Raw genomic sequence first — 12720 nt, 5'->3', positions numbered from 1 at the left:
ACCAAAGCCCTCAAGGGAGTTGGACACGGCGCCGACAAAGGATCCGTGAGTACCCTTGCGCACACCATGATGACCGCCGCCCGCTCCGCCGACTCAGGTCTGTCCGGCCCGGGCGAACTCGACCGCTACCCCTACGCAGAGGCGTCCGCCGTCGACCGCGTGGGAGCGCCCGTCTGGGAGGGCGCGGACCCCGAACTGGGGCGTGTGGGCCGACGCGCCGCGGGCAGCCGCGGCCGCGGGCTGCACGGCCAGCTCGTGCAGCAGCTGGGTCAGATGATCGTCTCGGGCGATCTGGGCGCGGACCGCCCACTGGTGCCCGAGGAGATCGGCCAGCGCTTCGAGGTCTCCCGCACCGTCGTCCGTGAGTCCCTCCGCGTCCTGGAGGCCAAGGGGCTGGTCAGTGCCCGCCCGAACGTCGGCACGCGCGTGCGTCCCGTCAGCGACTGGAACCTCCTCGACTCCGACGTCATCGAGTGGCGCGCCTTCGGGCCGCAGCGGGACGACCAGCGGCGGGAGCTGAGCGAGCTGCGCTGGACGATCGAGCCGCTCGCGGCGCGCCTGGCCGCCGGGCACGGACGCGAGGACGTCCAGCAGCGGCTCTCCGACATGGTCGAGATCATGAGTCACGCCATGCCGCAGGGCGACGCGCTCACCTTCTCCCGCGCCGATGTCGAGTTCCACACGCTGCTCATCCAGATCGCGGGCAACCGCATGCTGGAGCACCTCTACGGCATCGTGTCGGCCGCGCTGCAGGTATCCGGCGGCCCGTTCACCGGCTGCGAGCGGCCGAACGAGGCGTCGGTGGCCCAGCACGCGCGGATCGTCGACGCGCTCGGCACCGGGGACGGCGTGGCGGCCGAGGCGGCCATGCGTCAACTGCTCACCGTCCATCCCGAGGTCGAGCGCGTAGTGCCCGCCCCGCGCGAGCACTGACCGCACCGTCGGCGGTGGGGTCGGAGTGCCGCGTTCTCGTGGTGTGGCCGGGCCCGGGAACCGTCAGCCGCCGGACCGCGTCGGATCCTTTGGGAACCCGCGGGTCCGGCGGCGTGATCATCTACGACCTCGTCTGTCCGTGTCTGGCCATTTTTGCGTGTTTACGGGGTGTGACTCGGGCCACGTAGATTGGGCGTAACGCTTGTGGGAACAACGCGATGACCTAAGAGGTGACAGCCGCGGAGGGAATACGGACGCCATACAAGGCGCTGTGCATCTTCCCGGCCCCCGCCCGCGCCGTCGGCCCATCCCCAAGCCGGCGGTCGGCCCCTGTCCGTCTTGGACGGGGCCGGAAGCCGTTTTCCAACGTTCCGAGAGGTTGTTCGTGTCGGCCAGCACATCCCGTACGCTCCCGCCGGAGATCGCCGAGTCCGTCTCTGTCATGGCGCTCATTGAGCGGGGAAAGGCTGAGGGGCAGATCGCCGGCGACGATGTGCGTCGGGCCTTCGAAGCTGACCAGATCCCGGCCACTCAGTGGAAGAACGTACTGCGCAGCCTCAACCAGATCCTCGAGGAAGAGGGTGTGACGCTGATGGTCAGTGCCGCGGAACCCAAGCGGACCCGGAAGAGCGTCGCAGCGAAGAGTCCGGCCAAGCGCACCGCCACCAAGACGGTCGCGGCGAAGACGGTGACCACGCGGAAGGCCACCGCCACCACGGCCGCTCCGGCCGCGCCCGCCGACCCGTCCGCCGTCGATCCCACCGACGAAGCCGCACCCGCCAAGAAGGCCGCAGCCAAGAAGACGACCGCCAAGAAGGCGGCCGCGAAGAAGACCGTCGCCACCAAGAAGACGGCGGCCAAGAAGACGACCGCGAAGAAGGACGACGGCGAGGTCCTCGAGGAAGAGGTTCTCGAGGACACCAAGGTCGCCGACGAGCCCGAGGGCGCCGAGAGCGCGGGCTTCGTCCTCTCCGACGAGGACGAGGACGACGCGCCCGCCCAGCAGGTCGCCGCGGCCGGCGCCACCGCCGACCCGGTCAAGGACTACCTCAAGCAGATCGGCAAGGTCCCCCTGCTCAACGCCGAGCAGGAGGTCGAGCTGGCCAAGCGCATCGAGGCCGGCCTCTTCGCCGAGGACAAGCTCGCCAACGCCGACAAACTGGCGCCGAAGCTCAAGCGCGAGCTGGAGATCATCGCCGAGGACGGCCGCCGCGCCAAGAACCACCTCCTGGAGGCCAACCTCCGTCTGGTGGTCTCCCTGGCCAAGCGTTACACCGGCCGCGGCATGCTCTTCCTGGACCTCATCCAGGAGGGCAACCTCGGTCTGATCCGCGCCGTCGAGAAGTTCGACTACACCAAGGGCTACAAGTTCTCCACCTACGCCACCTGGTGGATCCGTCAGGCGATCACCCGCGCGATGGCCGACCAGGCCCGCACCATCCGTATCCCGGTGCACATGGTCGAGGTCATCAACAAGCTCGCGCGCGTGCAGCGCCAGATGCTCCAGGACCTGGGCCGCGAGCCCACCCCGGAGGAGCTGGCCAAGGAGCTCGACATGACCCCTGAGAAGGTCATCGAGGTCCAGAAGTACGGCCGCGAGCCCATCTCGCTGCACACCCCGCTGGGCGAGGACGGCGACAGCGAGTTCGGTGACCTCATCGAGGACTCCGAGGCCGTCGTCCCGGCCGACGCGGTCAGCTTCACGCTCCTGCAGGAGCAGCTGCACTCGGTGCTCGACACCCTGTCCGAGCGCGAGGCCGGTGTCGTCTCGATGCGCTTCGGTCTCACCGACGGTCAGCCGAAGACCCTCGACGAGATCGGCAAGGTGTACGGCGTGACGCGCGAGCGCATCCGCCAGATCGAGTCCAAGACCATGTCGAAGCTGCGTCACCCGTCGCGTTCGCAGGTGCTGCGCGACTACCTCGACTAGGTCACACGCTCCATCGAAGGCCCGGTCTCCCCGCGCGGGGAGACCGGGCCTTCGTGCTGCGCGCCGTGGCGCTCTGGATGACTCTGGGTGTCCTGATCCCACCCAGAGTGAGGAGCCCCTATGCGCCGACCTCGTGTCCGAGTGTTGATCCGGCCGCTGTTCCTGGCGGCCGTCACCGCCGCCATACCGTTGGCCGACGCGGTAACCGTGGCGGCCGACAGCGTTGTCGTGGGCGGCTTTCCCGTAGACGTGTCCGAGAGTCCGTGGACGGTGGCGCTGTCCAGCCGTGACCGGTTCGGGGGTACGCGGGCGGGACAGTTCTGCGGAGGGGCGGTGGTCGGGCGGACCACGGTGCTGACCGCGGCCCATTGCCTGGCCGAGGAGGTTCTGGGGGCACCGCCCGACAAGGCGCGCGACCTCAGGGTCATCGCCGGTCGTACGGACCTGCTGTCGAGCGTGGGTGAGGAGATCGCCGTGCGCGACACGTGGGTCAATCCCGGCTACGACAAGGTCAGCAACGCGGGGGACTTCGCCGTACTCACTCTTGCCGAGCCGTTGCCGCAGAGCTCCGTCGTGCCCATGGCGGCCGACAGTGACCCCGCGTACGCGCCGGAGACAGACGCCTTGGTCTACGGGTGGGGTGACACGACCGGCGCCGGTGACTACACCCGGCACTTGCACGCCGCACGCGTGCGCGTGCTGGCCGATGCCCTCTGCGCCCGGGCCTATCCCGGCGGGCCCGACGGCGAGTACCGGCCGGACTCCATGGTGTGCGCCGGTGAGGCCGCGGGCGGCCCTGATGCCTGTCAGGGGGACAGCGGAGGCCCCCTGGTCGCCGAGGGGCGACTGATCGGACTGGTGTCCTGGGGGAACGGCTGCGGGAGGCCGGGCAGCCCCGGCGTCTACACGCGGGTGTCCGACATCATGCGCACACTGGGGTGGGTGAACCGGGGGAGCGGCGTTCGGGGGCCGCAGGAGGGCGTCTGAGGGCCCTGTGGGCCCTGTGGGTACTCCCAGTCGGCGCCACTACGACGGCGGGACCCGGGCCGATGGGTGAACCAGTACGGGCGGCCGCTCCCCTCAGTCGGGAGCGGCCGCCCGTATACCGGCCTGTGCCGGAGCTGGCTCGTCGTATGTGCGAGATGTCAGCGCTCTTCTTCGGACGCGTTTTCGGGAACGGACGTCAGCCGCTCCGTCTCGTCCTGTATCTCAGCGGCGATCTTCTTGAGTTCCGGCTCGAACTTGCGGCCGTGGTGGGCGCAGAAGAGCAGTTCTCCGCCGCTGAGCAGCACGACGCGCAGGTATGCCTGGGCGCCACAGCGGTCGCAGCGATCGGCGGCCGTCAGGGGGCTCGCGGGGGTCAGAACAGTAGTCACGTCGCCTCTTCTCTAGCTCGACGAGCTGTCGTACCAGGGTCAACATCCAACCAGCCCGAAAACGTTCCCGCTCGTGGCTTTTCCTCGAAAAAATCATTCCCGGGGCGGCGGTCTGCTGCCGGTTGGCGGCGAATGTGCCGTAGTGCGTGTCTTGTGTGCTTACGGGTTCGCGCTGTCAGTGTTCGGTAGGTGTCCGTCCTCCCGGCTGGCTTGCCGGTTGTTCATGAGGACGTGCCCGGAGCCTAAATGGTTCATGCCTCGAAGGGAACGTGATGTGTGCTTCACTCCAACGAGGGATCGAACGCGTATACGAGTCTGGACTAGTGTGAGTTCATGACGAGGGTGGCGGTACAACGGCTCTACCAGGCCTCGGTACCCTCTGAGCGGCGACCGAAGCCGGGCCCTTACCCAAGTGGGGTCCACCTGAAATTCAGCGAGGAGCGAACCGCGTGACCGCCGAGACGTCCGTGCCGTCCACAGCGCTGCTGGCAGGAGCAGACCGGGACGGTTCCAACTACACCGCGCGGCACCTGCTCGTCCTCGAGGGCCTCGAAGCCGTGCGCAAGCGCCCTGGCATGTACATCGGCTCGACCGACAGTCGCGGCCTGATGCACTGCCTGTGGGAGATCATCGACAACGCCGTGGACGAGGCCCTCGGTGGTTACTGCGACCACATCGAGGTACTCCTCCACGACGACGGCTCGGTGGAGGTCCGGGACAACGGCCGTGGCATCCCCGTGGACGTCGAGCCCAAGACGGGACTCTCGGGCGTCGAGGTCGTCATGACCAAGCTGCACGCCGGCGGCAAGTTCGGCGGGGGGTCGTACGCGGCCTCCGGCGGCCTGCACGGTGTCGGCGCCTCCGTGGTGAACGCGCTGTCCGCCCGCCTGGACGTCGAGGTCGACCGCGCCGGTCACACCCACGCGATCAGCTTCCGGCGCGGTGTTCCGGGTGCTTTCGCGGGCAACGGCGCGGACACCAAGTTCGAGGCCAAGGGCGGTCTGCGCAAGGCGAAGAAGATCCCCAAGACCCGCACCGGCACGCGCGTGCGGTACTGGGCCGACCGGCAGATCTTCCTCAGGGATGCGAAGCTCTCTCTGGAGACGCTGCACCAGCGCGCGCGACAGACCGCGTTCCTGGTGCCGGGTCTGACCATCGTCGTCCGAGACGAGTACGGCCTGGGCGAGGGCGGCAGCAAGGGTGAGGAGTCGTTCCGCTTCGACGGTGGCATCAGCGAGTTCTGCGAGTACCTGGCCACGGACAAGCCGGTCTGCGACGTCCTCCGCTTGACCGGTCAGGGCACCTTCAAGGAGACCGTCCCGGTTCTCGACGGCCACGGCCAGATGACCCCCACCGAAGTCACCCGGGAGCTCGGCGTCGATGTCGCGCTGCGCTGGGGCACCGGCTACGACACGACCCTCAGGTCGTTCGTCAACATCATCGCCACCCCCAAGGGCGGCACTCACGTCGCCGGCTTCGAGCAGGCCGTCACCAAGACGATGAACGAGGTGCTGCGCGCCAAGAAGATGCTGCGCGTCGCCGAGGACGACATCGTCAAGGACGACGCCCTGGAGGGCCTCACCGCGGTCGTCACCGTGCGCCTGGCCGAGCCGCAGTTCGAGGGCCAGACCAAGGAGGTCCTCGGTACCTCGGCGGCCCGTCGCATCGTGCTCAACGTGGTCACCAAGGAACTCAAGGCGTTCCTGACCTCCACCAAGCGCGACGCCGCCGCGCAGGCCCGGGTGGTCCTGGAAAAGGCGGTCGCCGCCGCCCGCACACGCATCGCGGCCCGCCAGCACAAGGACGCACAGCGCCGGAAGACGGCCCTGGAGTCCTCCTCGCTGCCCGCCAAGCTCGCCGACTGCCGCAGCGACGACGTGGACCGCAGCGAGCTGTTCATCGTCGAGGGAGACTCCGCGCTCGGCACGGCGAAGCTCGCCCGGAACTCCGAGTTCCAGGCGCTGCTGCCGATCCGCGGCAAGATCCTCAACGTCCAGAAGTCATCCGTGACCGACATGCTGAAGAACGCCGAGTGCGGCGCGATCATCCAGGTCATAGGAGCGGGCTCGGGCCGGACGTTCGATCTCGACGCGGCCCGCTACGGCAAGATCATCATGATGACCGACGCCGACGTGGACGGCTCCCACATCCGCTGTCTGCTGCTGACCCTCTTCCAGCGCTACATGCGGCCCATGGTCGAGGCCGGCCGGGTCTTCGCCGCGGTGCCGCCGCTGCACCGCATCGAGCTCGTCCAGCCGAAGAAGGGCCAGGACAAGTATGTCTACACGTACTCGGACCGCGAGCTGCGCGACAAGCTCATGGAGTTCCAGAGCAAGGGCGTCCGGTACAAGGACTCCATCCAGCGCTACAAGGGGCTGGGTGAGATGGACGCCGACCAGCTGGCCGAGACGACCATGGACCCGCGCCACCGCACCCTGCGCCGGATCAATCTCTCCGACCTCGAAGCCGCCGAGCAGGTCTTCGATCTGCTGATGGGCAACGAGGTCGCACCCCGCAAGGAGTTCATCTCCAGCTCGGCGGCGACGCTGGACCGCTCCCGGATCGACACGTAGGCGCTGCGCTCGGCCCCGGCCGGGCCGGTGTCGCACCTCGGTGGGTCGAACGGGGTACCGACGGCGTCGCCGGGGCGTTGCGCGGCGGGCACGGCCGGGCGCGGTGCCCGCTGAGCCGGTGCGGCGCGGCGACGCCGTGCTGGGCTGTGTGGCGGTCCGACCGCGGCTCCGACGCTCGACTGCGGCTGCGAGGCCCGGCGGCGGCGCTCGCGGCCTCGCCCGCCGCCGTCGACGTCGTTGTCCGTGGCTCACAGCGCCGGGCACCCCACCGTCCGGCCGGGCTTCGCAGCGTCGGCGTCCGAGCGCTGCCGCCCGGCGCCGGTGCCCCCCGTGGCCGGCGATCGCTCCGGTGCTTCTCCACCCGTGGGTGGAGGCCGTGCGGGGGGTGGATCCACCCGCGATCCACCCCCGCTCCGATCTGCTGACCTGCGAACTTCCGTAGCGTCGAAGACGTCGGCAGCGCTCGCTGTAGGCGCTCCCTTCCGCTCACGGAGGCTCTGATGCCCGGGCTCGTCAACGCGTTGCTGATCGTGGCCGTCGTCGTGCTGGTGATCGTGCGCCAGTTCCGCGCCCAGGCCATCAGCATCGACCGACGGTGGTGGCTCGTGCCCGTCGTCCTCGCGGTCCTGGCGCTGCGCGAGCCCGGGACGATCGACGCCCACCACCGCACCGCGTCCGTCCTGCTGCTCGCCGCCGAGCTGCTCATAGGCCTGGCCACCGGTGCCGGCTGGGCATGGACGAGCCGCATGTGGCGGGAGCCGGGCGGGGTCGTGTGGAGCAAGAGCACCAAGGCGAGCGTGGCCGTGTGGGTCCTCGGTATCGCCCTGCGCGCGGGCCTCTTCGGCCTCGGCGTGCTGTTCGGCGTCCACCAGGACAGCTCCGCCCTGCTCCTCGCGCTCGCCGGCACCCTGCTCGTCCGCTCCGGAATCCTGCTCTGGCGTGCCCAGTCCCTCCCGACCGCGGTCGCTCCGGCCGCGGCGTACGGTGACGCCATGCCGCGGCCCGCGTGGAAGGAACGTGTGTGACGGACAACGCCTGGACACGCTGGCCCTCCCGGGAGGCGCTCGGCCGGGAGGGCATCTCCCGGCCGAGACGTGTGATCGCCTGGGTCGTGCGCCTGGTCGTCCTCACCCTGCTGCTGTGGAGCGCCTTCGAAGACCGCCACGTGCACGGCTGGGGGACGGTCGTGGCGGTGGGCGGCATCGTCCTGGCCGGAGCGCTCGCCTGGGCCTTCTACCGGACCACCTACCAGCACCGTCTGCTGACATCGCTGGCGGTCGTCGCGCTGCTGCTGGGCCTGGCGATGGTGGCCCAGTCGACGGGGTTCCGCGGGCCGGCCCTCGTCCTGTGGTGCGGCTGCGCGATCTCCGCACTGGAGCGGATGCCGCTCGGCGCGGCCCTCCCGGTCGCCGCTCTCGCCCTCGCCGCCTTCTCCGCGGTCAACAACGACGTATGGCTGACCACCGCCGCCACGGTCACGGGCATGGCCCTCGCCGGCTACGTCCTCCGGCTCGACGCCGAGGCCCGGGGCAGCGCCCAGCGGCTGCTCGCCCAGGAGCGGGCCGCACGGTCCGCCGAGGCCGAGTCCGCGGCGCTGGCCGAGCGGGCCAGGATCGCGCGGGAGATCCACGACGTCCTGGCCCACAGCCTCTCCGCCCAGCTCGTCCACCTGGAAGCCGCCCGGCTGCTGATCGAGCGGGGCGCGGACCGGGAGCAGATCCTGGAGCGGGTGGTGGCGGCACGCGGAATGGCTCGCGACGGTCTCGCCGAGACCCGGCAGGCCCTCTCCGCGCTGAGGGGCGAGCTGACCCCGCTGGAGGAGTTCCTGGCCGAGCTCGTCAGCGAGGCGGTCGGCGCCGAGGTCACCGTCACGGGTGATCGCAGACCGCTGTCCGCCGAGGCGTCACAGGCCGTGCGCAGGGTCGCCCAGGAGGCGCTGACGAACGTGCGCAAGCACGCCCACGGCGCCAAGGTCCGGATACGGCTGGAGTACGGCGAGCACGAAGTGACGCTCGGCGTGCGGGACTCGGGCGGAACGCCGGGGGAACTGACCGGTGCGGGCGCGGGATACGGTCTGCTGGGCATGCGGGAGCGTGCCGAACTGCTGGGTGGTTCGCTCGAGGCGGGGCCGGAGGAGGAGGGGTTCGTGGTGACGCTGAAGGTGCCCGTATGACGGAGGAGGCCGAGAAGAAGCCCGCGCGGGTGATCGTCGTGGACGACCAGACCGTGGTCCGGGAGGGCATCGTGATGCTGCTCGGGCTGCTGCCGGGCATCGAGGTCGTCGGGGCCGCGGGTGACGGGGAGGAGGCGGTGCGGCTCGTCGCCGAGCTCGCACCCGACGTCGTTCTGATGGACCTGCGGATGCCTCGCTGCGACGGTGTGGAGGCGACCCGGCGGATCCGGGCCGAACACCCCGGGACCCAGGTCGTGGTGCTCACCACCTTCGCGGACGACGATTCGCTGTTCCCCGCGCTGAGAGCGGGAGCGCGTGGTTACCTCACCAAGGACGCCGGCGGTGACGAGATCGTCCGGGCCGTGGAGAGCGTGCTGTCGGGGCACGCGGGGCTCTCGCCGAGCGTGCAACGGCGACTGCTGGAACGGCTGTCGCAGCCCGAGCCGCCCTCGGCGCCCGAGGAGGCACCGGACGGACTGACCGCCCGGGAGACCGAGGTACTGGTGCTGATCGCCGAGGGGCTCACCAACCAGGAGATCGCCCGCAAGCTGCACGTCTCCACGGCGACCGTGAAGACTCATATCAACAACCTCTTCGCCAAGACAGGTCTCAAGGACCGCGCCCAGGCCGTGCGTTACGCGTACGCGAACGGACTGGCGCGGCCACCAGCGGGTTGAGTCACCTGATGGGGTGAAGAGCCCGGCGAAGAAGAGCCGGGGATCTCCCCGGTCTGTCCATCCTTGGGCATGCAGTCAAACAACGGTGGTTATCGCCCAGACGGGGGCGGTCCGGACAGTACGGCCGAGAACCAGGACGGCCACGGCCCGGCTCCCCACCACGTGAGGCACGAGGACCCTTGGCACGACGCAGCTCGCTCGGGGTGGGGTGAACTGGACGGTACGGGTGCCCCCGCTCCCGCCGCCGTGCCGGTCGCGCGAGCCGGCGGGCAGGGACCGGAGGTTCGCGCCCGCGACGTGTACCTCGAGGTGCAGCGGAGTGCGGCCTTCCAGGAGGTGCGCAGTCGGTACCGGAGGTTCGTGGTGCCCGGGGTTTTGCTCTTCCTCAGCTGGTACGTGGGGTATGTGGTGACTGCGACGGTCGCACCCGGGCTGATGGCGAGGCCGGTGGCGGGCGCGGTGAACGTGGCGATACTCGCGGGGCTCGGGCAGTTCCTCACCACCTTCCTGTTCACCTGGGCCTACTCCCGTCACGCGCGTCTGCGCAGGGACCGGGCGGCCCTGGACCTGCGCTGGGACACGCAGGAGCTGGCGCGCGGCGGCAGGGGTGGTGCGCTGTGACGGGTCAGCATCAGACACTGGCGTTCGGGCTGTTCAGCGTCTTCGTGGCCGTCACTCTGGCGATCACGACCTGGGTGGGTCGCCACCGGCGTGGCTCGGCGGAGGAGTTCTACGCGGGCGGGCGGCTCTTCTCCCCGATGGAGAATGGTTTTGCCCTCGCGGGCGACTACCTGTCGGCCGCCTCGTTCCTGGGTGTGACCGGGCTGATCGCGCTGTTCGGCTACGACGGACTGCTGTACGTGGTGGGCTTCCTCGTCGCCTGGCTCGTGGTGCTGTACCTCGTCGCCGAACTGGTGCGCAACTGCGGGCGCTTCACTCTCGCCGACGTGATCGCCGCGCGGATGAGCGAGCGGCCGGTCCGGCTCGCCGTGGGAACTTCCTCGGTCACCGTGTCCGTTCTGTATTTGGTGGCGCAAATGGTGGGCGCGGGCAGCCTGGTCGCGCTGCTGCTCGGGCGGACCAGCGAGGCGGCGCAGGCCTGGACCGTCATCGGTGTCGGCGCGCTCATGGTGATCTATGTGTCGTTGGGAGGGATGCGGGCCACCACATGGATTCAGATCGTGAAGGCGGTCCTGATGCTCAGCGGTACCGTCGTGCTGACCGTGCTCGTCCTGTTGAGGTTCCACGGCGACGTCGACCGGTTGCTGCTCACGGCCGCCGAGCGCAGCGGCCACGGGCGGGCCTTCCTGGCGCCGGGCCTGAAGTACGGCGGGGACTGGACGGCGCGCCTGGACTTCATCAGCCTGGGCCTCGCGCTGGTGCTCGGTACGGCGGGGCTGCCGCACATCCTGTCGCGCTTCTACACGGTGCCGACCGCGCCGGCCGCGCGTCGTTCGGTGGTCTGGTCGATCGGGCTGATCGGCGGGTTCTACCTGATGACGATCGTCCTCGGGTTCGGCGCGGCCGCGATCGTCGGGCCGGAGGAGGTACGCAGGTCGAACGCGGCCGGGAACACGGCGGCTCCGTTGCTCGCGCTCGATCTGGGTGGCGGGGCGGACTCCACCGGCGGAACGGTTCTGTTCGCGGTCGTGGCAGCCGTAGCCTTCGCGACCATCCTCGCGGTGGTCGCCGGGATCACACTCGCCTCCTCGGCGTCCGTGGCCCACGACCTGTACACGTCCCTGCGGCGCGGGCGTGGGGCGCCGCGCAGCGAGGTGGCCGTGGCGCGGGTCGCGGCGGTGGGCATCGGCGTGGTCGCGATCGCGCTCGGTCTGCTGGCCCGGGACCTCAACGTCGCCTTCCTGGTGGGACTCGCCTTCGCCGTGGCCGCGTCCGCCAACCTGCCCGTGCTGCTCTACTCGCTGTTCTGGCGCGGCTTCACGACGCGCGGCGCGGTATGGGCCGTATACGGCGGGCTGCTCCCGGCCCTGGGGCTCGTGATCCTGTCCCCGGTGGTGTCGGGCAGTCCGGGCGCGCTGTTCCCGGACGTCGACTTCCAGTACTTCCCGCTGGAGAACCCGGGCATCGTCTCGATCCCGCTGGGCTTCCTGGCGGGCTGGCTGGGCACGGTCACCTCGGACGAGGCCCCGGACGAAGCCGGGCACGCGGAGACCGAAGTGCGGTCGCTGACCGGAGCGGGGGCCGTGTAGCGGGGGAGCGGACAGGGTGGGGCACGACCCCGGACGGTGAGTTGTTACGGCGCCACCCACGCGTACCGGTGCTCCGGCCGGCCGGTGTCGCCGTACTTCAGGGAGAGACGGAGCCGGCCGGCCTGTTCCAGGTGCCGCAGATAGCGCTGGGCGGTGGAGCGGCTCAGGCCGGTTTCGGCGGCGACCTCGTGGGCGGAGAGCGGGTGGTCGGCGCGGTGCAGGACCCCGCAGATGAGATCCGTGGTGGGCTCCGACTGGCCGCTGGGCAGGCCGGGGGAGGAGGAGGGCGCGGGCGCGGTTCGCAGGGCGCCGAAGATCCGGTCGACCTGTTCCTGGCCTGCCAGGCCCCGGCCGCCGACCCGGTCGACGGTGCGGCGCAGCGCGGCGTACGAGTCCAGGCGGGTGCGCAGCGCCGCGAAGGTGAACGGCTTGACCAGATAGTGCAGGGCGCCCAGGCGCATGGCCTTCTGCACCGTCGTCACATCGCTGGCCGCCGTGATCATGATGACGTCGGTGCCGTGACCCTGTTCCCGCATGCGGTGCACCAGTTCGAGGCCGGTCCGGTCCGGCAGGTAGTGGTCGAGCAGCACCAGGTCGATGGCTCCGCGTTCCACGGCGGACAGCGCCTGGGCGGCGGAGTGCGCGCGGGCGGCCACCCGGAAGCCGGGAACCTTTCCCACGTACTTGGCGTTGATCTCGGCGACGCGGAAGTCGTCGTCCACGACCAGGACGTCAATCATCGGGCCTCTCCTTCAAGGCCGGCGAGCGTTAAGCCCGTGTTTCGTGCTCCGCAGTTGTAACCCGAGCAAAATGAGCACAACAGGCTCTTGCGAGCAAAAGAATGGCTT

General features: G+C 70.1%; 11 protein-coding genes. 9 read left to right on the top strand and 2 right to left on the bottom strand.

The features are described from left to right. Positions 1–45 precede the first annotated feature (45 nt). From ACWGJM_RS38725 to ACWGJM_RS38715, 3 genes are all read left to right on the top strand, one after another. Positions 46–933: a FadR/GntR family transcriptional regulator gene (locus tag ACWGJM_RS38725; RefSeq protein ID WP_453416436.1), complete on the top strand. Its 888-nt coding sequence runs from the start codon at positions 46–48 to the stop codon at positions 931–933. 385 nt (positions 934–1318) lie between these two features. Further along, positions 1319–2863, top strand: a complete 1545-nt coding sequence (locus ACWGJM_RS38720; protein WP_453416435.1) for an RNA polymerase sigma factor — start codon at positions 1319–1321, stop codon at positions 2861–2863. 120 nt (positions 2864–2983) lie between these two features. After that, positions 2984–3850: a S1 family peptidase gene (locus ACWGJM_RS38715; RefSeq protein ID WP_453416434.1), complete on the top strand. Its 867-nt coding sequence runs from the start codon at positions 2984–2986 to the stop codon at positions 3848–3850. Positions 3851–4008: 158 nt separating this feature from the next. On the opposite strand, the gene ACWGJM_RS38710 is transcribed toward ACWGJM_RS38715, so the two are convergent. Continuing rightward, the gene (locus ACWGJM_RS38710) at positions 4009–4239 is read right to left on the bottom strand and encodes a DUF7455 domain-containing protein (RefSeq protein ID WP_376405276.1); all 231 of its coding nucleotides are present in this window, start codon (positions 4237–4239) and stop codon (positions 4009–4011) included. Between the two features lie 449 nt (positions 4240–4688). Between ACWGJM_RS38710 and ACWGJM_RS38705 the strand changes: the two genes are divergently transcribed. From ACWGJM_RS38705 to ACWGJM_RS38680, 6 genes are all read left to right on the top strand, one after another. Beyond that, entirely contained in the window at positions 4689–6812 is a 2124-nt protein-coding gene (locus ACWGJM_RS38705) for a DNA gyrase/topoisomerase IV subunit B (RefSeq protein WP_453416433.1), read from the top strand. Positions 6813–7312: 500 nt separating this feature from the next. Then, a complete protein-coding gene (locus ACWGJM_RS38700) occupies positions 7313–7837 on the top strand; it encodes a DUF1453 domain-containing protein (RefSeq protein WP_453416432.1) in 525 nt (174 codons plus the stop codon). Then, positions 7834–8985: a sensor histidine kinase gene (locus ACWGJM_RS38695; RefSeq protein ID WP_453416431.1), complete on the top strand. Its 1152-nt coding sequence runs from the start codon at positions 7834–7836 to the stop codon at positions 8983–8985. Before ACWGJM_RS38700 ends, ACWGJM_RS38695 begins: the two co-directional genes overlap by 4 nt. Beyond that, positions 8982–9662, top strand: a complete 681-nt coding sequence (locus tag ACWGJM_RS38690) for a response regulator transcription factor (RefSeq protein ID WP_453416430.1) — start codon at positions 8982–8984, stop codon at positions 9660–9662. The genes ACWGJM_RS38695 and ACWGJM_RS38690 overlap by 4 nt, the downstream gene beginning before the upstream one ends. A 69-nt stretch (positions 9663–9731) precedes the next feature. Continuing rightward, positions 9732–10283, top strand: a complete 552-nt coding sequence (locus ACWGJM_RS38685) for a DUF485 domain-containing protein (RefSeq protein ID WP_453416429.1) — start codon at positions 9732–9734, stop codon at positions 10281–10283. Beyond that, complete coding sequence (locus ACWGJM_RS38680; protein WP_453416428.1) at positions 10280–11872, top strand: solute symporter family protein; 1593 nt, start codon at positions 10280–10282, stop codon at positions 11870–11872. The genes ACWGJM_RS38685 and ACWGJM_RS38680 overlap by 4 nt, the downstream gene beginning before the upstream one ends. A 44-nt stretch (positions 11873–11916) precedes the next feature. Here ACWGJM_RS38680 and ACWGJM_RS38675 read toward each other — a convergent pair whose 3' ends face one another. Continuing rightward, complete coding sequence (locus ACWGJM_RS38675) at positions 11917–12612, bottom strand: response regulator (protein WP_453416427.1); 696 nt, start codon at positions 12610–12612, stop codon at positions 11917–11919. Between the last annotated feature and the right edge of the window lie 108 nt (positions 12613–12720).

It is taken from the genome of Streptomyces sp. NPDC054834 (assembly GCF_053611185.1).
The sequence above is the reverse complement of the archived record's forward strand: the minus strand, read 5'-3'. Positions and strand labels throughout refer to the sequence as shown.

Bases quoted from the DNA above. Each gene is read 5' to 3' on its own strand.
- ACWGJM_RS38715 (WP_453416434.1), top strand. From the start codon at position 2,984: ATGCGCCGACCTCGTGTCCGAGTGTTGATCCGGCCGCTGTTCCTGGCG.
- ACWGJM_RS38700 (WP_453416432.1), top strand. From the start codon at position 7,313: ATGCCCGGGCTCGTCAACGCGTTGCTGATCGTGGCCGTCGTCGTGCTG.
- ACWGJM_RS38690 (WP_453416430.1), top strand. From the start codon at position 8,982: ATGACGGAGGAGGCCGAGAAGAAGCCCGCGCGGGTGATCGTCGTGGAC.
- ACWGJM_RS38685 (WP_453416429.1), top strand. From the start codon at position 9,732: ATGCAGTCAAACAACGGTGGTTATCGCCCAGACGGGGGCGGTCCGGAC.
- ACWGJM_RS38675 (WP_453416427.1), bottom strand. From the start codon at position 12,612: ATGATTGACGTCCTGGTCGTGGACGACGACTTCCGCGTCGCCGAGATC.